Annotated in this window: 19 protein-coding genes and 1 CRISPR repeat array (1 of these 20 cut by a window edge); of the genes, 6 read left to right on the top strand and 13 right to left on the bottom strand. The window is 60.8% G+C overall.

The annotated features are described in order from the left end of the window. Positions 1-922: a CRISPR direct-repeat array (repeat unit 37 nt; unit sequence CTTTCAGTATCCACAAGCGGATCGAGACCCCTGCCAC) (it extends 2,526 nt beyond the left edge of the window). Positions 923-1,484: 562 nt separating this feature from the next. From N688_RS15830 to N688_RS15810, 4 genes are all read right to left on the bottom strand, one after another. After that, the gene (locus N688_RS15830; RefSeq protein ID WP_052890186.1) at positions 1,485-4,259 is read right to left on the bottom strand and encodes a helix-turn-helix domain-containing protein; all 2,775 of its coding nucleotides are present in this window, start codon (positions 4,257-4,259) and stop codon (positions 1,485-1,487) included. Between the two features lie 603 nt (positions 4,260-4,862). Then, on the bottom strand, positions 4,863-5,147 hold the full coding sequence (locus tag N688_RS15820; RefSeq protein ID WP_052890184.1) for a hypothetical protein: 285 nt from the start codon (positions 5,145-5,147) through the stop codon (positions 4,863-4,865). Then, the gene (locus N688_RS15815) at positions 5,110-5,943 is read right to left on the bottom strand and encodes a helix-turn-helix transcriptional regulator (RefSeq protein ID WP_052890183.1); all 834 of its coding nucleotides are present in this window, start codon (positions 5,941-5,943) and stop codon (positions 5,110-5,112) included. Before N688_RS15815 ends, N688_RS15820 begins: the two co-directional genes overlap by 38 nt. Before the next feature lie 345 nt (positions 5,944-6,288). Continuing rightward, complete coding sequence (locus N688_RS15810; protein ID WP_052890182.1) at positions 6,289-7,644, bottom strand: helix-turn-helix domain-containing protein; 1,356 nt, start codon at positions 7,642-7,644, stop codon at positions 6,289-6,291. A gap of 282 nt (positions 7,645-7,926) precedes the next feature. On the opposite strand from N688_RS15810, the gene N688_RS15805 reads away from it, so the two are divergent. The 3 genes from N688_RS15805 (at position 7,927) to N688_RS15795 (ending at position 9,536) form a co-directional block, all read left to right on the top strand. Further along, positions 7,927-8,427, top strand: a complete 501-nt coding sequence (locus N688_RS15805) for a response regulator (protein ID WP_052890181.1) — start codon at positions 7,927-7,929, stop codon at positions 8,425-8,427. A gap of 76 nt (positions 8,428-8,503) precedes the next feature. Next, a complete protein-coding gene (locus N688_RS15800) occupies positions 8,504-9,178 on the top strand; it encodes a LuxR C-terminal-related transcriptional regulator (protein ID WP_052890180.1) in 675 nt (224 codons plus the stop codon). Continuing rightward, a complete protein-coding gene (locus N688_RS15795) occupies positions 9,141-9,536 on the top strand; it encodes a hypothetical protein (RefSeq protein ID WP_156025460.1) in 396 nt (131 codons plus the stop codon). The genes N688_RS15800 and N688_RS15795 overlap by 38 nt, the downstream gene beginning before the upstream one ends. A gap of 202 nt (positions 9,537-9,738) precedes the next feature. On the opposite strand, the gene ureG is transcribed toward N688_RS15795, so the two are convergent. From ureG to N688_RS15750, 9 genes are all read right to left on the bottom strand, one after another. Beyond that, complete coding sequence (gene ureG, locus N688_RS15790) at positions 9,739-10,398, bottom strand: urease accessory protein UreG (protein ID WP_052890178.1); 660 nt, start codon at positions 10,396-10,398, stop codon at positions 9,739-9,741. 100 nt (positions 10,399-10,498) lie between these two features. After that, complete coding sequence (ureC, locus tag N688_RS15785; protein WP_052890177.1) at positions 10,499-12,232, bottom strand: urease subunit alpha; 1,734 nt, start codon at positions 12,230-12,232, stop codon at positions 10,499-10,501. After that, positions 12,229-12,609, bottom strand: coding sequence for an urease subunit beta (locus N688_RS15780; RefSeq protein WP_052891525.1), 381 nt, complete (start codon positions 12,607-12,609; stop codon positions 12,229-12,231). Before N688_RS15780 ends, ureC begins: the two co-directional genes overlap by 4 nt. 90 nt (positions 12,610-12,699) lie before the next feature. Continuing rightward, positions 12,700-13,002, bottom strand: a complete 303-nt coding sequence (locus N688_RS15775) for an urease subunit gamma (RefSeq protein ID WP_052890176.1) — start codon at positions 13,000-13,002, stop codon at positions 12,700-12,702. A 90-nt stretch (positions 13,003-13,092) separates the two neighbouring features. Beyond that, entirely contained in the window at positions 13,093-14,052 is a 960-nt protein-coding gene (locus N688_RS15770) for an urease accessory protein UreD (protein ID WP_052890175.1), read from the bottom strand. Between the two features lie 121 nt (positions 14,053-14,173). Next, positions 14,174-14,944, bottom strand: coding sequence for an urease accessory protein UreF (locus N688_RS15765; protein WP_052890174.1), 771 nt, complete (start codon positions 14,942-14,944; stop codon positions 14,174-14,176). Between the two features lie 341 nt (positions 14,945-15,285). Beyond that, the gene (locus N688_RS15760) at positions 15,286-16,950 is read right to left on the bottom strand and encodes a hypothetical protein (protein WP_052890173.1); all 1,665 of its coding nucleotides are present in this window, start codon (positions 16,948-16,950) and stop codon (positions 15,286-15,288) included. Positions 16,951-17,490: 540 nt separating this feature from the next. Then, positions 17,491-18,417 (bottom strand): class I SAM-dependent methyltransferase, encoded by a 927-nt coding sequence (locus N688_RS15755; protein ID WP_081838909.1) that lies wholly within the window; start codon positions 18,415-18,417, stop codon positions 17,491-17,493. 558 nt (positions 18,418-18,975) lie between these two features. Next, positions 18,976-21,312: a hypothetical protein gene (locus N688_RS15750; RefSeq protein ID WP_052890171.1), complete on the bottom strand. Its 2,337-nt coding sequence runs from the start codon at positions 21,310-21,312 to the stop codon at positions 18,976-18,978. 605 nt (positions 21,313-21,917) lie between these two features. Between N688_RS15750 and N688_RS22930 the strand changes: the two genes are divergently transcribed. From N688_RS22930 to N688_RS15735, 3 genes are read left to right on the top strand one after another with little or no spacing between them, the layout of a single operon-like run. Continuing rightward, complete coding sequence (locus tag N688_RS22930; RefSeq protein WP_156025458.1) at positions 21,918-22,181, top strand: hypothetical protein; 264 nt, start codon at positions 21,918-21,920, stop codon at positions 22,179-22,181. Further along, positions 22,182-23,198: an MvdC/MvdD family ATP grasp protein gene (locus N688_RS22925; protein WP_052890169.1), complete on the top strand. Its 1,017-nt coding sequence runs from the start codon at positions 22,182-22,184 to the stop codon at positions 23,196-23,198. Positions 23,199-23,236: 38 nt separating this feature from the next. Continuing rightward, on the top strand, positions 23,237-24,373 hold the full coding sequence (locus N688_RS15735) for a methyltransferase domain-containing protein (protein WP_052890168.1): 1,137 nt from the start codon (positions 23,237-23,239) through the stop codon (positions 24,371-24,373). The last annotated feature ends 21 nt before the right edge of the window (positions 24,374-24,394 follow it).

Raw genomic sequence — 24,394 nt, 5'->3', positions numbered from 1 at the left:
TCAGTATCCACAAGCGGATCGAGACCCCTGCCACTTGTTTTCGCCATAAGGGCTTGAGGTCTTGTCTAACCTTTCAGTATCCACAAGCGGATCGAGACCCCTGCCACTTACCCCTACCCACCAGTTTGCTGGCCACGGCTCAGCTCTTTCAGTATCCACAAGCGGATCGAGACCCCTGCCACTGGAAATTCCGGTAGAGCATCATGGTTAAACCTCAGTCTTTCAGTATCCACAAGCGGATCGAGACCCCTGCCACTGTCAACATCCCTTTTCAGCCTATTTGGTTTCTCTCTTTCAGTATCCACAAGCGGATCGAGACCCCTGCCACGGAACTTAGCCCTCTTGCAGAACAATGCTCGCCCGCCCTTTCAGTATCCACAAGCGGATCGAGACCCCTGCCACATATACATTCCACGCCAGAGACACGAATGCGTTCCGTCTCTCTTTCAGTATCCACAAGCGGATCGAGACCCCTGCCACACAGAGCAGATAGAGATGGTCGCTGCCAGGTTTCGGCCTTTCAGTATCCACAAGCGGATCGAGACCCCTGCCACTGCGTTGGCAAACATCCACTCAACAGCTCCAAAGACTTTCAGTATCCACAAGCGGATCGAGACCCCTGCCACCCAACCTTCTCCGACCATCAGCGAGCTGGCACTGACTTTCAGTATCCACAAGCGGATCGAGACCCCTGCCACCTTATCATCTTGGCAATTTCCTTGATCATCTTGGTCTGGCTTTCAGTATCCACAAGCGGATCGAGACCCCTGCCACTAGCATCCGAGAAGTCGTACATGATGTTGGTTGAACAGCTTTCAGTATCCACAAGCGGATCGAGACCCCTGCCACTATATGCCGCGTCGAACCAATTTCAGCAAAGCGGAACTTTCAGTATCCACAAGCGGATCGAGACCCCTGCCACCGCAGCCGGCGGAAGAGCACCGGGGATACTTCTCACTTATTCTATAACGATCGAGGCCCCATTTTTGGCATCTCAACGCCTCGTTTTCTTCGCCCCCCACCCTCCAGAATCTATCGTATCACGACCTTTCTCGAAACTCGTTGTTTGCAAGCCGCAAGGGGCGAGTTTCGAGAAAGCATCAATATATTTTCACTTATAAAAGCAGCAAAAGATGCGGGATTCCGGCCACTTTTGGCCGGAATCTGACCGGATCGGGGGGGCACCCGCGGAGAGTTTCGAATCGGCCTCTTAAATGGGCCATTTTTTGGCCAGGCTCCCTCACCCACCCCACTCACTGCTCCTCTGTCTCCCTCTCCCACCAAAAACAAAAAGCATGCGGGCCAGACCCTGCCCGCACGCTCACGCCCCCCTCGGAAGCGATAGTGACGGCCTACTAACTCCCCTGATGGCCCGGCCCTGTCACCTCGGGCACATAACAGCGCAGCCCCCCGCCAGGCGACACGCCCAACCCGGCATCTGCAATAACGCCCGCTCCCTGGCCCGTGCTGCAAACAAACAGCCCTCAGCGCTGACCATCTGCCAGTGCCCTCTGCACCTCATCAACACCATAGAGATGAAAAAGCACCTGGAGTAACCGCATGCGCGCCGTCGGATGCCAATGCCTCCCACTGGCCAGCTCCCGTAAGGCCGCCTCCAAAGTCGGCGGAAACGTGCTGAGTTGGGCAGCCTCATCCCGGTCAGCCGCTTGCAACAGCCAGCGCATACGTACCTCATCCGCTGGAACACGTAAGCGGATCACCGCCACTACAGCGACCGCCAGCAGCCAGTACTCAAGATTCAGCGACAGTATCCTGATCTCCTCAATTGCCTCTGGCCCTAGCCCAAATTCCTCCCTGATTCCACGCCGCGCACAGGCAAAGAAATCACTATCACCCGAACGCTCGCGCCCCCGCGGGTCCAGGCCCGGCGCATTCATAGTCTCTTCGAAAGATACTGACCAGCAACCAGGATAGAATGCCACTGCTTCCGAACGCCTCATCAGTATGACCTGCTGATCACTGGTCAGTACCACTCCCTGCAGGCTAACCGGCATGGGGAGCGCCGGATAGCTTGCAGGAGGAAGATAATGCAGAGCCGTCGCCCCATACTTCTGGCGCAGACTACATGGACCAGTCGGTCCTTCCAACAACGGTTCATCTAGAGCATACGCCAGCGGATAATAGTCATGGAAGCCGATCGGTGCTAGCATCACCTCCAGCCCTCGACGATCACTAAAAGCAGGAGTATAAGCAACAAGGCGATAATGAGAGGAATTGGTAAAATGGGCAGCCACACGAGGCAAATAGCGTTGCCGACAATATTCGACCTCCTCGGGAACCGGCAACGGTGTAGCCAACCGCCTTGTCACAATGTCAGCAGGCAGCCAGCCCTGAAAGGCAGCACTGCTGGTGAGCATAATCAGCCCATCTACAGCCAGACTGTCAATTCCGGCCTCTTGCATAAACTGCACAGCCTCAGGTGCTGCTAGATCCGAGAGTGAGAGCGCTTTGTCAGATCGTGATCTCTGCTCCGCGCCATATGCCGCTCCAATGACTGGCTTCACCTCCTCTCGCTCGTCACGAGCCGTTCCAGACGCTCCCAACAGTACCGCACCAGTGGCCTCGGATAACCCTGAGCGGCGTTCTTCCTGTGCTGGTCCGTCAGGCAGCATTGCACCCTGGCCCTGTTCCCTGATTGCCGCCATCACGGCGTCCAGCCCATAGCGCTGAATGAGCCATTGAATCAGGCGCATCCGTGACGTCGGGTGCCATTGGCGAGGTGCAAAGAGCGTAGCCACCACCTCGTCAAGCCGGCACGCGATCCCTGTCACCTGTAACGCCTCGTCACGGTGACGCGCACTGATGAGCCAGCGCTCCTTGACAGCGGCGAGAGGCCGCGCTAGCTTGATCAGCATGAAGACATCAACCGAGAGTGTCGGATATTCGACGTTGAGCGAGAGAGCTTTCATCTCCTCGACCGCGTCCGCAGGTAGGCCAAACTCTTCCTCCAGTCCGCGATAAGCAGCGTCGAAGATATGCGCATCGCCAGGCTGGAAGGACCCAGCAACCAGCCCCGGCGCATTCATGGTCTCTTCGAAGGAAGCTGACCAGCAACCAGGGTAGAATGCCACCGCTTCCGAGCGCTGTACAAGTACCAGGCGCTCATCTTGCGTTTCTAGCAGACACTGGATGCTTACCGGTGCCGGTATCAAGGCCGCATTGCGGGAGTAAGAGCGGGTATATAAGGCAGTGCTTCCGTATTGCTCGCGAATACTCAGAAGCCGACCATCTTGGGAGGCTAGAAGTGGTTTATCAAGGATCGGAAGCAATGCCGCATAATCGTAGAAACGGAGGGGAGCCATGACCAGCTTCAAGCAATCAAGCTCACTCCAGGCTGGGGTCAGCGAGACCAGTTGATAGTGTGGGGCGTTGAGCGCACTCTCCTCGAGTGCTGCCCGTTGCTCGCGCAGGACGGCAGCCAGATCCTCGGGGAGGGGCCACGGCTGCGCCAGGGTCGTCATCTGGATCTGCTTCTTGTCCCAGCCTCTAAAGCCCTCGCTGGCGGTGAGCACAATACAGTCGTCGACAGCAAAACGCTCAACGCCTGCCTGTTGCATCAGCCAGCGCGCTCTTGCTGACGCCAGGTTGAAGAGGTCAGGAGATAGTGCAGAGGAAGAAGACGTCTGTGATTGTTTCTCAACGGGAGAGGTACCAGTTTGCATATTGCGGCTTTGATCGAGATGTGTTCTATGCTCTGGGGAAGCACCAGGCTCTCCGGGACGGGAAGTATGCTGAATCCAGGTAAGCTGCTGCTCCAGTTCTTCAAGCAATGCTCGATAGCGAGCGATCTTTCGACGCAGGAGTGTACTCACCTGTTCTGAATGAGAGACCGCAGGTTTACGCATCCACTCTTCCAGTTGTGTTAACAGTCGTATTACTTCTTCCCTGCCTTGTTCCACATCCTCATGAGGCAGCGAGCGAATACCATGAGGGGAAGATGGCGGCCAGAGGCCCAGGACAATCAGCTCTCCAAGAGTGAGCAAGGCTGGATCAATAGAAGCCAGAGAGAGGATACGATCGCGTTCGCTGGCCGCGCTACAGAGCAGGTGCACCAGCGCAATGAGCAGCATACGGTTTTTGCCGCGTGCGGGCAGAGGGATTTGTCCCTGTTCCAGTCGCGAGAGCGTGCTCTTGCTGCTTCCTACCAGACTGGCCAGCGTTGTTAACGAAAGGCCAGCCTGGGCGCGAAGATTCGCCACAAATAGCCCCAAGTCACGCGCTTGGTGTCCACTTCTCATCACCGTTACCAACCCTCCCGACCTTCGCTGGCCTGGAGATAAGCTGTCGTTGCTAAAGTTTCAAGAATACAATTGCTTTCCCACTTTTCCCAGCTATACTCTCTGCAGAAACAAGCTCCCTATCAAAGGAGCGCCAGGTGAGCTGGCGGGAACAAGAGAGTGCCGTAGGATCTCCTCATGCCTTTGAGCATACATCGAGTGCAAGAAAAAATCAATCTATCAACATAAGTAATCCAAGAGGGGAGTGAGGAATATATCCGAACAAAGGAAGCCAGGATCATGCGCCCAGGACCCACCATGCTCGTAGCTGGCGATTTGTCGGTCTGGCGGACGGTGCTGCGCGTGGCCCTCAGCCGCGCCGGCTACCAGGTCCAGACCTGCAGCGACGGCCTCAGCGCTTGGGCGGCCTGCTGTGAGTCGGCAGAGAAACACAAAGGCAGACGCTGGCTGCCCTGGCCAGAGCCTGCTGGAGGGAGCTCCTCAGCACCGTTGCCCCTCTGCATCAGCCAGAGGCAGGACCCAGATGGCCAGCGCCTCCCGATAACACTCTCTCAAAAGGAGCAACCGCTCAGCCAGGCCCAGAGGGAACGGGTTTAGCCCTGCTCAGGCGTCTGCTCTGGCACAGGTATGGCCAGCAAAGCGCCGCCGCACTGCTAATAGCTCTTCAGCAACCAGACGCCCGTCGACCAGGGTCAGCGGCTGCAGCACCTGCCGACAGGAAGCACAGCGAGCCGTCAGCCGCTCTGCGCCCGGCTGGCGTTCCAAAAGCACATAGGCATCTGGTTCGCTGCCGCCGGTCAGCCAGCGAACGACATCCGGCCCTTCCGTTCGGAGGCGCCAGGCATTGGCTTCAAGAACGTGACGAATCTTCTCTTCGGCGGGTGACATAGATTCCTCTCCTGCTTAGAGAACGTAAACGCGCGATTCCTGCTTCATCGAGGGGAAACACATAGGCTACACGCCCGGGAACCAAAGATTTATCGGCCAGTTGCTGAAAGCCGAGTTTCCGAACCAGGTTATCGCCTTCTCGTGTGGCGGTAACGGTATAGAGGTGCTCGATCTGGTAGCCATTGGCCAGAAAGTCGAGAAGTACATCGGCAATGCGCGAGATAATTAAGGAGGCGTAGAACGAGCGGAGGTGTGGGTCAAGACGTGGATCAATGGCCAGCACGTCGATGTAAATATCAAAAGGCTCTATCCGGGTAAAGGGGAGCACGTCCTCAACCCTGATATCGCGCTCAATGTGCCTGCCTGTAAGCAGGTCATCCAGCAAGGCGGGTGGGAGCCGGAAGAGTGACAGGTAGCCTACAACTCGCCCATCGACCTTCAATGACCAAAAGGTGTGCTCGCTCTTGCGCTGAAATGCGATGCGCTCCGCCAAAGGAGTGATGAATTCACTGCCGAAGCAGCGAATACCGATGTCCATTTCTTCTACCTGGTCGCCCGGCGTCGAACGCGAGAAGATGATTCGCTCGTGGACACGCAGGGCCAGGTTCATCGTCAGCGCCAGTGCATCAATATCGCGTTTGGGATAGACGCCACGCTTGGCCCCCGGCCTGAGCAAGCGAGGGATTAGCCCTTCATTGACATATTGATGAAAGGTCGTCCTGGAGAGGCCCAGGCGCTTCATGGCCTCACTGGCTGTGTAGTAGTCGCGGTCTGCTTCCGGTTCTGGCTGGCTCATGCAGTCCCTCCTTTCAGGCCACTATAGTATAGCACAAAAGTCGAAAACTAACCAGACAAGCTGTATTTTTCTAGCTCTTCTCAATCTTGCAAACTATCAGAATCATGAGAACTTGACAAATCAAATAAACTTGAGTATGCTGATGGATGTCAGACGATAGCTGACCAGACTGGACATGCTGTATTAGAGGTCACCTTTGTCCGTGTCACGTGGTAAGTTAAGAAAGGGGAAAGGACATCATGCGCCCAGGACCCACCATTCTCGTGGTTGACGATTCGCCGGTCTGCCGCACCGTGCTGCGCGTGGCCCTCAGCCGCGCCGGCTAGGCCAGGAGCGGCTCGCCTGCTAGAGCTGGCGGAGCATTCTGTTGAGCCGGGCAACGCAAGGCAGGCGCTTCCATTGTTGCAAGGCTTGGGCCAGCCGATGGACTGCCCTGAGCGCTCGCGGTGAGCGCGCCTGGCAGGCACATCTCAACGCCTCTTCAGCCAGCGAGCAGGCTTCTTCAAGCTCTCCCTCGCGCCCAGCCACGTGGGCCAGGTCCACCAGCACCAGCGCCCGGCGCCTGGTGGGAGCTGCAGAAAGCCACTGCAGTGCCTGCTGTAGCGAGGCTCTGGCCTGGGAGAGGGAGCCAAGATAGAGGTAGCAGCGACCCTCATAGGCCGCACAGGCGCTGACCTGGAAGCCCGTCCAGCGCTGATCAGGGCTTTGCCCGGCCTGACTCTGATCCAGCCAGCTATGGACATGTTCCAGCGCCCGTTCACAGCCGGAACGATCCTGTTCTTGGGCCAGCACTTCTGCGCGCATCATTTCCAGCCAGGCCAGGCTTTGGCCGCTGAGCTGGCTGCTTTGCCCTAATGCCAGCGCGTGCTCTAGGGTCGGCAAGGCTGCTTTGCCTGCTCCCTGATAGACCAGCAGCCAGGCCTGCCGGCCCGCAGCCAGCGCCCAGAGGGCTGACTGCTCTCCCTCGCGAGCCAGCTCAATGGCAAGTCGATAGGAGGTGGCGGCTCGCTCTGTGTCGTGCTGATCCAGGGCAATTTCGCCGAGTATTTGGGCGCTATTGCTACAGACCGCACACAGCCGCCGTTGAATGGCCAGCGGTTGCTGAGCATGCAGCAACTGGTTCAGGGTCATCAGATGACCTGAAACTGCGTGTTGCAGATCGCTTTTGGCCAGCGAGGAACGATATAACTCCCAGTAGAGGTCGGTGACGGCCTCTAGATGAGCCAGGGTGGCAGCGTCGGTACGGGAGGGCCGCCTGAGCGCCAGCGCCAGGCGTTCCCAGGCCTCTGCTTCGAGTAGCTCTTGCGTGGTCCTGTGCAGCCAGGGGGCTGCCGTTACCAGCGGTAGCAGCAGTTGCTGTAATAAGGCACGCCTTAGACGATCGATGGTGGTGGCTCCTTCCCCGAGCACGGTGAGTAATGGGAGTGCCTCGCCGGCTTCGGCTTCTGCGCTCTGAGTCCATTCTAGCAGATGAGGGCCACCATCGGAAAGGGATCGGCAGACAAGCAGTTCGGGAGGACATGCTAATAGCCTGGCTATGGCTTCCAGACGCTTCCTGGGAATTCGCACACGCCCAGCACAATAGTCGAAGAGGGTTCTTACAGGAATGCCTGTCTCGCGGGCAACTTCAGCAATGGTCAGGCCTGCCTCTTTGATGGCGGCCCGCAGGTGATTGGCATGATTGGGCGTCTTCTCGCGCATAGTAACAGCCTCTTCTCAGGGCCAGCCTGGATGTGGCCAGCAGAGTTGCACGCTTTCTGCAGGGATTCTGCACGGATGTCACCGTCAAGGGGCACGCTCGTCCGGCCCGATGACCTATACTTCAAGAGCAAGGATGAAGTCAGGCAAAGAATAGCATGTTTCTCTTTATGTGAAAAGATGTTCTTGTGTAAAAAGAGGTTACTTTATCTGTGAGAGAGAGAACAGGCATGCTGCTGAGCAGCGAAGCCTACAAGTGGAAAGAGTGTCTGTCAGAAAGGAGGCATGAACATCATGCGCCCAGGACCCACCATTCTCGTGGTTGACGATTCGCCGGTCTGCCGCACCGTGCTGCGCGTGGCCCTCAGCCGCGCCGGCTACCAGGTCCAGACCTGCAGCGACGGCCTCAGCGCCCTCTCGACGCTGGCCAGCCCCGGAGCACCCCCGCCCGATCTGCTCCTGCTCGACTGGCTCCTGCCCCATCTTTCCGGTCTCCAGCTCACCTATCTGCTACGCCACCAGACCCGCTACCCCCAGTTGTCTCGCCTGCCCATCCTGATGCTGAGCTGCCGTCACAGCACCCTCGACCGCCTCAAGGCCCGCCTGGCCGGCGCCTCCGCCTTCCTGGCCAAACCCTTCACCATCTCCGACCTGCTCACCACCGTTCAGCACCTGCTCACCCTCGCCCCTCCTCACCTGTCTCCTTCGCCGCTCCCTCCTTCCGCTCCACCTCTCCCCCCGGCTCCCTGGTCACTTTCCCCGCCCTCGTTCTTCCCTTCGTCATAGACGGCTTGCTTGCTCATCCCGACAAGACGATGTTCGTTCCTATCTGTGTTCACTCGCTGAAGGAGGAAGACACCTTATGACTCTCACTTGCCGGCCCAGGGCCGACTACCGGCGGCGACGGCCTCTGACCATGCGCCAGTGGCAGATTGTCCTCTTGCTGCGCCGCGGCCTCTCCCGCCAGGCCGTGGCCGCCCAATTGGGCCTTGCCCCTCACACCGTCGCCGTTCACCTCTCCTTGCTGCGCCAGCGTCTCGGCCTCTCCCGCCACAGCGATCCACTCGCGCATGTTCCCTGGGAGCAGTGTCCACCCGTGCTGCTGCCACCCGAGGGACTGCCCCCGCTGCCTGGCAAACCAGCAAGCCTGCCCGAGGCGCCCGCCCTCCCCGAACGGCGCTCATCGCCGGCGCTCAAGCTGCGTGGACTGCGCCGCTGGCAGGCGCTGCTCTTGCTCCGGGCCGGCCTGACGACCACCCAGGTGGCCAACCAGTTGGGACTGAGCCGCAACACGGTCTATGCGCATCTGGAGCAGATCCACGCCCGGCTAGAGCTGGGGCCAGCGCTATCGCGGCTGGCGGTGCTGGACTACGTTCCCTGGGAGCAATGTCCGCCCGAGCTGCTCGCCTGGTGTCAGGGCGAGCTGCGCCGTCTGGGTCTGCCGGTCCAGGCAGCTTGCTCAGCCGGCGAGGAAGCATCAGGCACAAAGGAGGAAGCTGGTGATGAAGATCCGCCGGCAGCCAACGCCCGGCCTTGAGCTGGTGCGGCGCATACAGGAGCAGGGGCCGACGCTGGTGCCCGTCTCTACTGGACAGGGCGAGTCGCCGGCAACCTGGCGCCATCTGGAGGAGGCGGTCGCGACCCTGGGTCAGGCTGAGGAGCAGGCCGAGGCAATGGAGCATGTGCGCGAGGTCTGGCAGGCCATTGCGGCGGCGCGGACCCACCTGGCAGGGCTGCCGCCGGCGCGGGCCTGGCAGATCCTCCTCTGGCCCTTCCGCCGCGAGCTGGCCGCGCTGGCGCTGGTACCAGACGAGCCAACTGCCGAAGAACTAGCGCCCGCCCTGCCGCAGGTAGCCACTGAGACATGGCTGATCTCCCCAGACGAGCAAGCGTAAGGGCCAAGAGAGTGACGACGCCGCCTCGCTCACCGCCACGCCTGTGACTGTGGTAAGGCCAGACGAGTGGACAGGCAGCCCTGGAGTAACCAGTACCAAACACAGAGGAGGGCCAGAACAGGAACGCCGTGGCACCCGCAGGCGGCCCTGTTCTGGCCCCGGTTCCAGCAGACCAACCGAGCTGACAGAAGAAAGGCTACGGTTACGAAGGAAGTTGAATCTGCGACCCGCACGCCCGCGCCAGCTGCTCCTCCAGCCAGCTCACCACCACCTCCAGCCCCTCGCCACTGCGCAAATTGGTAAAGACAAACGGTCGCTCCCCACGCTGACGCCGCGTATCCCGCTCCATCACCTCCAGCGACGCCCCCACATACGGCGCCAGATCAATCTTATTAATCAAGAGCAAATCCGAACGCAAAATCCCCGGCCCCCCCTTACGCGGCATCTTCTCCCCCTCCGCCACATCGATCACATAGATCCAGACATCCACCAGATCCGGGCTGAACGACGCCGCCAGATTATCCCCACCACTCTCAATCAGCACCAGCTCCAACCCCGGCAAACTCGCCTCCAGATCGGCGATCGCCTCCTCGTTCATCGAGACATCATCACGGATCGCCGTATGCGGACAACACCCCGTCTCTACACCCCGCACCCGCTCCGCCGGCAACGTCCCCTGCCGCAGCAAAAACTCCGCATCCTCGCGCGTATAAATATCGTTCGTCACCACCGCCAGATTATAGCGCTCGCGCAGACGCCGACTCAGACAATCCACCAGCGCCGTCTTACCACTGCCCACCGGCCCCGCAATGCCTACCCGAAAAGCTCGCCGCCCCTGCTGCTGCTGATACACCTCAGACATAGCCTCGCCCTCCTTCAGGCAGGAGAGCCATTCTGACCTCTCCCGCGCTTGTACTAGAGTAGAGATACAAACGGAACATATGGAACAATACTTAATACAATCAGAACAAAAAGTAACGCTGGGCCAGCGGCAAGACCCGCGCCGGCTCACACGTCAACAGCACCCCATCGGCGCGCACCTCATACGTTTCAGGGTCGACCTCGATGAGCGGCGTCGCCGTATTATGCACCATATCGCGCTTCCCAACCGCGCGACAGCCTTCCACAGCCACCGCCCGCTTGCGCAGGCCCAGGCGCTGCGGTACCTCCGCCTCCAGGGCTGCCCGCGACACAAAGGTCAGACTCGTCTCCGCCACCGCCGCCCCGAACGAACCGAACATCGGACGATAGAGCGCCGGCTGCGGCGTCGGAATCGAAGCGTTGGGATCGCCCATCACACTCCAGGCGATAAAACCACCCTTGATGACCATCTCGGGCCGCACCCCGAAAAAGGCCGGCTTCCACAACACCAGATCGGCCAGCTTCCCCGGCTCGATCGACCCGATCTCCCGCGCCACCCCGTGCGTAATCGCCGGATTGATCGTATACTTCGCCAAATAGCGCTTGACCCGAACATTATCGTTGCGCCCCGAATCCTCGGGTAGGGGTCCACGCTGCACCTTCATCTTATGGGCCGTCTGCCAGGTGCGCAGGACCACCTCACCGATGCGCCCCATCGCCTGCGAATCGCTCGACATCATACTAATCACGCCCAGATCGTGCAGAATATCCTCCGCCGCGATCGTCTCCGGGCGGATACGACTCTCCGCAAAGGCCACATCCTCCGGCACCTGCGGATTGAGATGATGGCAGACCATCAACATATCCAGATGCTCAGCCAACGTATTGACCGTATAGGGCCGCGTCGGATTCGTTGACGAGGGCAACACATGCGGCAGCCCGGCCACGCGAATAATATCGGGGGCATGACCGCCGCCGGCCCCTTCCGTATGGTACGTATGAATAGTGCGCCCGGCGATGGCCGCGATGGTCTCCTCCACAAAGCCGCTCTCATTCATCGTATCCGTATGGATCGCCACCTGCACATCGCAGACCTCAGCCACCCGCAGACAGGCATCGATGGCCGCCGGCGTACTGCCCCAATCCTCATGCAGCTTCATCCCACAGGCTCCAGCCTGAATCTGCTCTAGCAGCGGCTCCTCCGCGGCGGCGTTCCCCTTGCCCAGAAAACCAAAGTTCAGCGGCCAATGCTCTGCCGCCTGCAACATGCGCGCCAGATACCAGGCCCCGGGCGTACAGGTCGTCGCATTCGTCCCCGTCGCCGGTCCCGTCCCGCCGCCGATCATCGTCGTAATCCCGTTAGCCAGCGCCTCATAGACCTGCTGCGGCGAAATGAAATGAATATGGCTATCGATGCCGCCCGGCGTCACAATCAGATGCTCGCCGGCGATCACCTCGGTACTGGCCCCGATCACCAGCTCGGGATCAACCCCCTCCATCGTATCGGGATTGCCCGCCTTCCCCACCTTCACAATGCGCCCATCTCTGATACCAATATCGCCCTTCACGATCCCCCAATGGTCGAGCACAATGGCATTGGTGATCACCAGATCCAAGGCCCGCAGCTCGCCAGCCTTCCCCTCGCGCAGTACCTGGCTGTTCTGCCCCATCCCATCGCGGATCACCTTCCCGCCGCCGAAGGTCACCTCATCGCCATAGACCGTGTAATCATGCTCGATCTCGATGATCAAGGCCGTATCGGCCAGGCGCACGCGGTCGCCGACCGTCGGTCCATAGAGATCGGCATAGGTACGACGTGGCAACGATAAGCTCATAGCGTGCCCTCCTCGCCAGGCCTCTTGCTCTCAGCGTCGGCGGCCTCCCCCGCCGGCGCCGGCGGCCTCGCCTGCAACGGTCCATTGACCTGGCCACGATGACCATAGATCGCCCGCCTGCCGCCGAAGGCCACCAGCGTCACCTCTTTCTCCTCGCCCGGCTCGAAGCGCACCGCCGTCCCCGCGGCGATATTGAGACGCATCCCGTAGGCGGCGGCCCGCTCAAACTGCAAGGCCGGATTGACCTCGAAAAAGTGATAGTGGCTGCCAACCTGTACCGGACGATCGCCACGATTACGCACCCGCAGGCGCACCGTCCGGCGTCCAGCGTTGAGCACAATCTCCCCCTCGGCCAACAGATAGGCCCCAGGCGCCAGGCCCTCCAGGTTGGCGGTCGTCTCTGGCTCCTCTGCTGCTCCCATCAAGGCCCTCCTTTCTTCTCTGATGGGCAGGCAAAGCTAGCGCGGCTAGCGAATCGGGTCGTGCACTGTCACCAGCTTGGTGCCATCGGGAAAGGTCGCCTCGATCTGCACCTCCTGGATCATCTCGGGCACGCCCTCCATGACATCGTCGCGCGTCAGCAGCGTCGTCCCCAAGGTCATAATCTCGGCCACACTGCGCCCATCGCGCGCCGCCTCCATCATCTCCGCAGCCAACAAGGCCACTGCCTCGGGATAGTTGAGCTTCAGACCGCGCGCCCGCCGCTTGCGCGCCAGCTCTGCTGCCACGACAATCAAGAGCTTCTCCTGCTCACGCAGCGTCAAATACATCGCGCGACAAACCTCCTTTCTTCCTCCTTGCTCGGCTCAAGCTCAGTCAGGCCCCCGCCCACCGTAGCGTCAGGACAGAGCAGCCAGCCATCAATTGATCTTGCGCGGCAGCGGCAGCATCCGCCCATAGAGGCGCAGCCGCGCCAGGCGCCAAAACTCCGGCAGGCCAGCGCTGAGCGGCAGCCCCTCCTGAGCCAGGCCGCGCACCATCAGCCCGTCCGCCGGCAAGCGGCCCACACCCCAGACACAAACGCCGGGCCGGCTCAGCTCCTGGGCCAGTCCCGCCAACTCTGCTTCCAAGTCGGCCCAGCGCTGCCGTGGCAGGCCCGTGCGACAGACGTACAGACTGGCGCAGTAGCGATATGGCCCCAGGCGGGCCAGCGAGAACGGAGACCGCCCATGCGGCTCCAGGCGGAAACGCTCGATCGCCAGCGGACACCCGGCGCTTGTGATTGTCAGCAGCAGCTCAAGCCACTCATAAGCAAAGCACTCGCCGCGCGCCACCCGACCCGGCGCCACCATCTCCCACCAGAACAGGCCGGCATCCTCCGCCAGAGAGATCAGTACCTCCTGGCGGTAGCGCGCCCCCGCAAAAGGAATCAGCGCATCGGGCAAATGCTCCAATAAGGCCCCGGCGCCGACATGCACCTGCCAGCGCTGCAGAGCCGGACGATCAGCGGCGCGCGGACGATAGAGGCGCGTCGCCCCCGTCGACGTGAGCATTGCCCGGGCCCCAGGCCCGACCTCGATCACCAGCTCGCAGCGATCGTCGCCCAGGACACCGCCCGAGAGATTGTGCACATGGACCAATGCCCCACCCTCGTCCGTCGAGAAAGCGCGCACCACCTGCAGCGGTGGCCGCTGCTCCTGAACGAGAAGCCGCGACCGGCCCGTCGACGCCTCATAAGCAAAACCCAGCCGCAGCCAGCCAGCCACAGCCTGACGATAGCCCCGCGCGTCAGGCTGCTCCTGGCGCTCTCGCTCATCAGAGCCTGCTGCCGCTTCCTCCTCAGTGGCCTCCTCGCGCGGCTCACTTCCCAGTGCCTGCATCCAGATCCTCGCTCCTTCCTGGCCTGACCATTGCCGTGCCTGCCAGCTCCTCTCTCCTCAAGCCGCCACCTCGCTCAAGACCCGACCCGGCTGCACGCGCAGGCCAGGCGGGATGACGCCCCTAGCTAATAAAGAGGCGCGTCTCCAAATACGGATGGCGCAGACCGCCCAGCTCCACCAGCGGAGTCCACTGCCACGGCTCTTCACCGCGCTCCAGGCAGTCCCGCGCCTGCTCTGTCACCGCGAGAAGGGCCGGCTTCAACTGCCAGAGCAAGAGCATCGCCCGCCGCTGGCCCAGCGGTAACAAGCGCTGACAGGCCGCCAGCACAGCCGCTAACTGCTGATGCAGAAAGGACGCCAGCGCCACGTGTTCCTCGATCCCCAGCAGGCCGCAAAGCAGACCGGCGGCTAGCGCATAATGACTGACCCCATCCTCGCGCAGGGCCACCTGCTGCACCGAGGTCAGGCGCTCGTCGCTGAACCAGCCCTGCACCAAATGCAGCAAGCGGCGCCCCATCATGATGCTGGCCTGACGACTCTCGCGAGCCAGCTTGAGCGCGCTCAGCTCCGCGTTCAGCGCTCGCCAGCGCGGCAATAGCTCCTCTGAAGCGGTGAGCACTGCCAGGCGCCAGCCCCGTCCGAAAAAGACCCCCTCCAGCAGACCGGCCTCCGTCAAATAGGCCCGCAAAAACTCCTCCAGCGTCTCCACCGTCAGCAGCTCCTCAGCCACCAGGGTCTCCAGACCAAACGAATGCGCACTGCCCCCCACCGGCAGCGCGCTATCGCACAACTGCAGCAACTGCAAGACCTGCAACGGCTCCAGGTCCCGGTCCAGGAGCTGCCCATCGCGAGGCGGCCCCGCTAGCGGTGGCTCTCCCAGCAACGCGGCCATCGGCACACCTCCTTTCGTTTCCTTACTCTCAGGACCACAGCGCAGAGCTGGCCCGTCTAGCAATAACAAAAAAGAGAGGCGGGATGCGGTCGGAGCATGCCATTGGGGAGGAGTGGGCAGGTCAGTTCAGCGCGGTTCACCACGCGGCCTCACAGCAAGCACATCCCACCTCTCTTCTATGCTACGCCAGCCCCCCAAAAACTGACCCACTGGCAGACGGCCAGCCAGTCCAGTCAACCTGGCAGCCAACGCAACGACCGAGAGACCAACCAGATGACCGACCGAATGACTGACTGACCGCCATACCAGCTCTTTGCTTTCCCTCCCGCGGAATAGCGAAGCTAGGCCGTCGCCTTACACAGATCGTGACAATTCTTCTCCAACGTGCAGCACAGCGAACAGATCGTCCCCTCGTGATAGGGGCAGAACGTCGTATCGGGAGCCTCATAGGCATCGGCGCAGACCGAGCACTGCAACAGCGGCAGCTCCCCTTGACCACTCGTATGGGCCGCAGCGTTCTCGCGCGCGATATAGTATTTCCCGCGCGTCAGCACCGCCAGCAGCGGCGAGAGCACGAAAGCGATCACCAGGGCCAGGAACGGCGAGAACGCCTGCGCCACCGGCCCGAATAGCCCGAAGAAGGCCAGCACCGACAGCACCGAAGCCACCAGCGTCGACCCGAAGCCCACCGGATTAATCGTATACAGGTGCGCGCGCTTGAACTCGATATAGGGAGGACTCAGCTTCAGCAGCGGCTTGTTAATCACCAGGTCCGCCACCACGGCCCCAATCCAGGCGATGGCCACATTCGAATAGAAGCCCAGGATCGTATTCAAGAACGCGAACATATTCAGCTCCATCAGCAAGAGGGCGATGCCCACATTGAGAAAGAGCCAGACCACGCGCCCCGGATGGCGGTGCAGCATCCGCGAAAAGAAATTCGACCACGACAGCGAGCCGGAATAAGCGTTCGTCACATTGATCTTCACCTGAGAGAGCAGCACGAAGAAGGTCGCCACTGTCAGCGCCAGCCACGGATTAGGGATCAGCACACTGAAGCCCTTCAACAGCTGCTGAATCGGCTGATCGGCCAGCTGAGCCCCCACCTCGGCGAAGATATAGAAAGCCAGAAAGGCCCCGGCCAGCTGCTTCAGCGCCCCCAGGATCACCCAGCCCGGGCCAGCGCTCAACACGGCCAGCCACCAGCGACCACTATTCTCGCGCGTCTTGTCGGGCATAAAGCGCAGATAATCGGCCTGCTCCCCGATCTGGGCAATCAACGAGAGCGCCACGCCGGCGCCGGCTCCCACTTCCAGCGGCACCAGGCTCGCCCCCGTTGGGGAGAGTCCGCCGAAATGGGTCCAGGCCGCAAAAGCGCCGGGGTCCTTCCACAGGATCGCCAGGAAGGGCAACACATAGAGCACCAGCCACAGCGGCTGCGTCCAGGTCTGCAACTTCGCCAGCAAGGTCATGCCGAAGACCACCAGCGGAATAATCAGCAGCGCGCACACCAGGTAAGCCCACGGCAGCGGCAGGCCCGTGTACAGATGGAGGGCCTGGGCCATAATCGAGCCTTCCAGGGCGAAAAAGATAAAGGTAAAGCTCGCATAGATCAGCGAGGTCAGCGTCGAGCCAAGATAGCCGAAACCGGCCCCGCGCGTCAGCAGATCCATATCGATGTTATAGCGAGCCGAATAATAAGCGATCGGGATGCCCGTCAAGAAAATCACCACCGCGGCCAGCAAAATAGCAGCCACCGCGTTACTGAAGCCGTGGGCGATGATAATGTCAGCTCCGATGGCAAAGTCAGCCAGGTAAGCGATCCCACCCAGAGCGGCGCTCGCCACCGCCAGCGTCCCCCACCTACGGAAGGAGCGCGGCGCATAGCGCAGCGAATAATCTTCCAGGACTGGATTGTTTACTAACAGATTGAAGCGACGTTTCGGTTGAGCTGTGGTGGAGGGAGCGGTAGCGGCGACTGGTGTTGCTTCCGTTTCTTCAAGCATGCACAGAGCCTCCTCATCTGCAGGCAACTGATACAACGGGTCGACAGCGGGCGCACGACCTGCACGTCAGAGCAATGGTTAAGCAACCTGACGGATTAGCCGGCTGACTGGCTCATGGCCTATACGCCCGGAGAGCGCTGCGCACGCGGTGCAGCGCACGGCCCGCAGCCTTGCAGGTGCCACGCCGCCAGAATGGCAGCGGACAGAAGCAGCGACCTCGCCTATGAGAGGAGCCTCGACGCGACGCACCAGCTCGCACCATCCCTGGTTACCGCGAGCCACCGGAGGGGAAGCGCTTCGCGTAACTTCATATAAAGTGCACAGAGAGCGCCTCTTTGCGACCTCTGTAGATCAGTATAGAGCCAAATAGTAGAGGAAGCTATGGCCAATTTAACGCATAAGGCGACGGGGGTTTTGTGCAGGATGCATGAAGTCCGGGTGAGAGGGGAAAGCGGGTCAAGCGGAGACGGACCAGGTGCGTGCTCTCAGTTCTTTCCCCTCGCACTGGACCAGAGCGCTGCGCAGTTGCAGCAGCCGTTGCTAAGAAGCTGCCGGCTTGCGCCCTACCGTCACGTGGAACTGGAAAGCGGTCTGATGGGCGGCCCACTCTGCCGGCAGGGCCTCCAGCATGTGTTGCCACTCCTCGCGGGCGATGAGCGAGGCCATGCGCTCACTCAGAGCATGGAGCAGCGCCAGCAGATCCTTCTGCAGGAGGCGCCCACCCTGGCCACCTCCTTCACCCAAGACAACGCTATAGACATACGTCTCCACTTCGTGCACCCCGGCCTGTTGCAGGTACATTGGCAAATGCTCGGCAATGTAGGGATCAAAGCCCCAGCGCTCAAAAGCACGGTCCAGGAGACCGCTGACCCGCAGCGAGAGCGGGCCAGGACGATGGTAGTAGCCGCCGGTCTCGGTGAGCTGCAGCCAGCCGCCCGGCCTGGTCACGCGCACCAGCTCGCGCACCACCGCCGGCCACGAGTGCACAGGGATGGCCGAGATCAGCAGACGCTGATGTACCAGATCGAAGGAGTTGTCGTCAAAGGGCAGCCCCTTGAGCACGTCACTAGCGAGAAACTGCACATTGATAGGCGTGGTGGGCAGTCGCTCCGGCGGCTCTATATCGACCCCGACGACGCGGCAATTGGGGATGCGATGCCCGACTTCGCGCGCCCAGAGACCGGTACCGCAGCCAACATCTAGAATCGCCTGGGGGGAACCCTCCAACGGCGCGACGATATGGACCTTCTGAACGCTCATCAGGGCATAGTGCTGAAAGTTGAGACGATCGATCTCTGCCTCATCCTTAGGCAGCAGGTAGGGGACGTCTTCTAGATAGCGGCGCTGGAACCGGACGGCATGCTCCTGCTCCGGCGGCGACTCAGACTGCGCCGGCGCCGGAGAGAGGGGAGCGCGCGCCGACAGCGTACGCTGCTTGCGACGCAGTAGACCCCACAATGGCATCATGGCCTCCTTTGTTCGATCGGGTCACGAGTTGTGGGCTGATGAGTCGCTGTCCTGGCTCGCTCGCTGCTGAGTCAGTGAATCAACCTGCGATTCTTCTCGCGACTAAGAAAGTGATCGAGAAAGGCTGCGGCTCATCGTCCTGCAAAGAGTATAGCGTACGGCGCTATCAAAAGGAAGAGATCGCGCAGAGCTGGCATCTGATACTTCTTGCACAATTGATCTTTCATTATAGAAAAAGAATACTTTTGAATTAGTAAAACCAGGAGAGCAGAGAGAACACGGTCGGGTGAGGGTGCGTGAGGAGGAGGAGGAGGCAGAGGGAAAAAGAATAAGGGGAAGACGGGGTGCCAGCTCGTCTCCCCCTTATTACCCAGGAGCTTCTGCTACCGGGAGATCCCTGAAAGGGCGGGTGCAGCCTCATGGGGAGAAGGCTGCACAGGAAATGGGTAGCGCTACAAGCTGCTCGTCGAGGTGGATCTGCTTGCTCGCGGCCACCCCCGCTTCCTTTCGGGTCTATATATAGAACGAACGAGAACCCCGTTTGATATCAGTTCGCGGTCAGGAATTTCCCGCTTTACCGTCCAGACTGTCGAAAATCTCCTGGAGAGACCAGGGAAGTGGCTGCGGCTGGGCCCCCGTCCCTAGAGGGTAAGAGCGGGTCGAGTGGAACTGACCAGCAGCTGGCGGAGTTGCGGTAGTGGTGGCAAGAGAAGGCGCGCAGGCCGTGGCGGTGGCTGGCCCGCTGGCGCTGACCTGCTGCCAGATTGACTCGACCTCTTGGGCCACCAACTCAAGGAAAGTCGCCAGGCTCACCTCTAGCGAAACCTCCGGCTCTGCCGGGGCTGGGGCTGTTCTCAGCAGGCAGCGAAAGCGCGAAACGAGGCGCAGCGCCTGGGCCTGAGCCAGGACAAAGCAATCGTTGCGTGAGAGGGCGGGCAGCTGCTGACCGGCGGCCATCTGCAAGGAGCGCAGGCGCGTGACCGTCTCTTGCACCACCGTGGCCAGGGCCTCTGCGCAAGAGAGCGGCTCTCTCCTGGCGGCCTGATGCTTACAGACCAGGATGGCATCGTAGTTGATGGGAGAGCGTGTCTGACTTTTCGGGGTTGCCAGAGCCAGCTCGGCCTTGATTGGGTGCACAGCCGCGATAGCCAGACCGGCTTGCAGGAGGGCCTCGCCGACGGCAGCCCAGCCCTCCGTACGCGAGTGATGAAAGCTAAAGACGAGCAAACCCTCTGCTTTGAGCACGCGCCGACATTCGCGAAACACGCGGCAGAGCGCTGCAGAAAACGCCTCGGCTTGCCGCTGCTGCACCTCGTATGGCGAGCGTGTGGTCTCGGGAGCGAACTCGGGATAGCGTTCCTGCAGCGCTGGGCGCAGCCAGGCGTAGAAGAAATCCGCCAGCTCGGAGTAGTGGACGAAGTCGAAATAAGGAGGGTCGGTAATGATGGCATCCACGGAGCCATCGGGCAAAGGAACCTGAGCGGAGTCGGTGCACAGCACGAGGGCGCGCCGCTGCTCGCTCAGCTCAGTGAAGTGGGAAGCAAGAGGGGTTACGGGCGAGGCGCTCAAACCATAGATCTTTTTCCCTGTCAGCCGTCCTTTTTCCTCAGTCAGCGCCAGCTCGAAGGGGCGCTGGCGGTAGCGCAGGGCGGGAAGCAACCGCGAGTGGAAAAGAGTCGAGAAGCAACCTGAGCTTTTCGACGTGCCCCACACCGAATTTTCAAGGGCCATCCGTTCTGGCTTCAGAATATGATGGTAGAACAGATGGCGCACCGCTCCTGTGCCCTCCCCCTTATAGGAGCACAGCATGTTGTTGAATTCAAGGGTGCCGGAGAACAGCAACAGCAGCAGTTCACGGCAAGCCTCATCAGGCTCTGCCAGAATAGCCTCAAGGAGCAGCGAGAGGCAGTACAGCTGGCGCTCATTGAAGAGCTGTCGCCATGAGGTGAACTGATAGCGTCGGATCTGGTCCGTATTGTGGCCCGCCAAAATAGGCGTGGCTGGAAGGGGGCCTGAGCGTGAGCGCAGTCGTTCCCCTGCAAGCGCTACCTTTTGTCGGTCGTCCTCGGTGGCTGGCAGGTAAACCTTGCTACCGTCGGGACGCAAGGCCAGCAGGGCGTAGAGGTGGTAACCTGGAGGGCGACCTTCTTGTGCCAGGGCCTGCACAATCACAAAGGTGTGCTGGCAGGAAGGGCACGTGGCCTGGCTATGTCGCGCCGGCCCTCGGTGAGGATCATAGTTTGTGTGGCAACCACGACAGCGGACAACGCTGGCGTCATAGCGTATCTCGTTGACCGCTCCACAGTGAAGGCAGATCGATTGGCAAACAGGAACGCGCTGCGGGTAGGCGTGCCTGGCGAAAATCGTCGTATCGAAGAGATGAACCTGAGAACTACAGGCAGGGCAGGGAACATTCATGACCCAGAAGGCGTAGAGGAGCGGAAGAGAGAGTTTGCTCTCGGGATCAATGGTTTGGTAGAGCTGCGTAATGGGCTGCGCTACTTTGGCTGCTACCCGCTCGAAGGCGGCCAGCAGTTCCTCAAGAGAGACTGGCTCAAGAGCTTTGCGCACCTGGAAAACGCTGACGGGATTGATGTCGGCCCCGATGGCATAGCAGCCAAGCTTGAGCGCCTCACCGATGATCGTGCCCGCCCCCATGAAAGGATCAAAGATCACCTTGCCGGGGAAACGCAGCGCTTGATAAAAGCCCTCCCAGATATCCTGCTCGTCTTCACTCAAAGCACCGATCAGGATGGCGCGAAAAACCGATCCCAGCCGTGTTGCCCACCATTTGTGCATGTGGTAAGTCGGACGGTTGATTTCCTTGCGCCAACTCTCCAGTTCAGCCAGGAGACTCAGCTGCTCCGAGGGAAAGTGCTGTTCAATCGCTGCCATATCCTCAGTGCCTTTGATACTTGATATTGCTATCGAGTGGATCTCTCTTTCTCTCTTCTGAGCTGGCCCTTGGACTCCGGGTGATGTGCACAGTCTCGAAGAGAAAACCAGGCCTGCGCGTGGTTGTGACCTTGATCTTAGCTGGCTCTCGCTCCTCTTGTGAAGGCCCCTTCCAAAAGCTGATCTTCCTGGCTATTCCGGTCTGTCTGTTGTCAATGGACCTCCCCCGAGCGGGTCGTCCTGCGTACGCCTCATCCCTAGCTCTCTGCCTGTCCAGTGTGAATTTCTGGCACACTTCTTATCCAATCTTGAAAATAGTGCTTGCTTCATAATTTGGCTCTATATCAGGCTTCGATTGTGAAAGGACGTCCCTGCCGTTATGCTACAATAGAATGCAGGAAACATAGTAAGTTGACCAGCCCGGTACCTTGTGGAGTGAGCCAGGTCATCCTTGCCCTGTCCCATCGGAGCGGGGCAGTCGGCTGGCTGGCTGGCTGGCTGGCTGGCTGAATGCACCGGCTGAGCTGACTGGTACTGGGTACTGCGTAGGCATTCGTGTCCTCGTGCCGCAGCGGCAACGAGGCGAAAGGCAGGTTGATCATCGCATGCTGAAACGCCCACTTGAAGCTTCCAGACAGCTGCCCCTTCCCACTGAAGCGCTGGCCCTGCCGGCCAATGGTCCCTTTGCCTTCTTCTTTGCCCAAGAGCGCCACATTCCCCTCGTAGGCGATGGTGAGAGCGAGGAAGAGGAAGGCAGCAAAGGGGGGAAGCCCGAGCCATCGATCACCTTCTATCACACGACCGGTCATGACTCCTCGTCGCCTAATCCCTTACACAACGAGGAGTTCGACATGGAGTACGACGACTAGATGGAACCATACGTCCTTATCCTTAGCTACCCAGGCGACAGCACTGCCCGGCGCGTCCAACATGCCTTACAGCGCTGCGGCTGCGCGGCCCTCGTGCTCGATACGGCGGCCTTTCCCCAGGTAGTTACCCTGGTCGCCCTCTTGCGCGATGCCAGCTGGAGCGGCTCCTTTTGCTACCAGGGCAAGCGCTATGATCTGGAGGCCATTCGCAGCATCTATGTGCGTCGTCCCCATCACTACCAGGTGCGTGAGGACTTTCCCGAGTTGATCCAGCTCTTCCTTGAGAATGAAGCCTATCGTGGCTTCGGCGGCGTGCTGCGCAGTCTTGACTGCCTGTGGGTCAACTCCCTGGACGCCCAGCGGCGTGCCAGCTTCAAGCCCCTTCAGCTCAAGCTTGCCCAGGAGGTCGGCCTGCGCGTGCCGGCAACGCTCATCACCAACGATCCGGGTGCCGTGCGCAGCTTCTTCTTCGAGGTCTGCCAGGAGCAGATGATCTACAAGACCCTGCACGGCAACTTTCTGCCCGGCGGTGGCGATCGCTATCACCTGATTTTTACCAGTCGTGTCGGGCGCGAACGACTGGCCGAACTGGAGCAGGTACGTCTGACGGCCCATCTTTTCCAGCCGCTCATCGAGAAAGCCTACGAGGTGCGTGCCACCGTCATCGGACAGGCGCTTCTGGCTGTCCGTATTGACTCGCAAGAGCTGGAGGCGGCACGCCTTGACTGGCGGGCGGCCTGCTATCAGGTGCGCTATCAGCCCTATAGCCTGCCCGAGGCGGTGGCCAGGCGCTGTGTCGCGCTGGTACAGCGGCTGGGCCTCGTCTTTGGGGCACTCGACCTGATCGTGACCCCCGAAGGTGACTACATCTTTCTGGAGTGTAATCCGGGTGGGCAGTGGGAATGGCTGGAGGTGGAGACGGGTCTGCCCTTTGCGGCCACCATTGCCCAGGTCCTCAGCTCCGGCAAGGAGGGCCTGGCCCTTCCCTGCGAGGGGCCGCTAGTGCAGTTACAATGAGCAGACCCGTAGCGGACACGGATGGAAGGAGTTTTCTGGTGGATGATCTTATCGCGGCAACGACTGAAGATGAGGAGCGTCGAGAACTGGTCAACAGCATTGAGGAGTCGCGCGGCTATCCTCTGGCGCCTGCCGTGCGCCGCGCGCTCCTCAAGGTCTCGCGGGCCCACTTTGTCCCGCTCTACTGTCGGCAAGAGCAGCCGGGCGTTTGGACGAGGCAGGAAGCGCGGTCTCTTGTCTACCGTGATCAGGCCCTGGTGACCAAGGTCGACGAGCTGGGGCGCCCGATCTCCTCCTCCAGCATGCCATCGATTATGGCCGCCATGCTGGAAGCCCTGGCGCTCCAGCCAGGGATGCGAGTGCTGGAGATCGGCACCGGCACCGGCTACAATGCTGCCCTGCTGGCCGAGCTGGTGGCCCCCGGTGGCCAGGTGGTGACGCTCGATATTGATGAGGAGGTCACGGCCCTGGCTGCCGAGCGCCTGCGGCTGGCCGGCTACGGCGAGCGCGTCCAGGTGGTGACCGCCGACGGGCTTCAGGGCTACGCCCCAGCAGCTCCCTATGATCGCATCATCGCGACTGGCAGCTATCCACGCATCCCGCCGGCCTGGCGCGAGCAACTGGCCCTGCGAGGAATCATCGTGGGCGACCTGCTCCGTCCACTGACAACGCCGCTCTTCCGTCTGGTGAAAGTGGCATCCGATCGCCTGGAGGGCTGCCTGCTGCCGACGCCGGCCTTCTTTATGCAGCTGCGAGAGGAAGAGCCAGCATCACCCACCACGGCCCACCGCATCCGGGAACTAGCCTCCTGGCGCGAGCAGCCGCGCCAGGAGGAGGCTGAGACCGATCTAGAGAGCTATGAGCTGCTCTACGAGCCGGCCTTTGCCCTCTGGCTGGAGCGCCATCTGCCGGGCGTTGAGCGCTGCCTCTACCCGATGCCCGGGCAAGGTCTCGGAACGGGCCTGCACTGGCAGGAGAGCCTCCTGCTCCTGGTACCCGCTGCCGAGGGGCCACGACCTGTACACTGGCGCGTCGAAGTCTACGGAGCGCATCCTCTCTGGTCACTGATCCTGCAACTGCGCGAGCAGTGGCTGGCCGCTGGCGAGCCATCTCTAGAGGACTACACGCTCGAAGTAGCTGCTGATGGCACCTGCCAGCTCCAGCTCAACAGCTAAAGAGCGCTGCGCGCTGCCTGC

Source organism: Thermogemmatispora carboxidivorans, from assembly GCF_000702505.1.
Lineage (GTDB): Bacteria > Chloroflexota > Ktedonobacteria > Ktedonobacterales > Ktedonobacteraceae > Thermogemmatispora > Thermogemmatispora carboxidivorans.
Note: the sequence above shows the minus strand (reverse complement) of the source record. Positions and strands in the feature narration are given on the sequence as shown.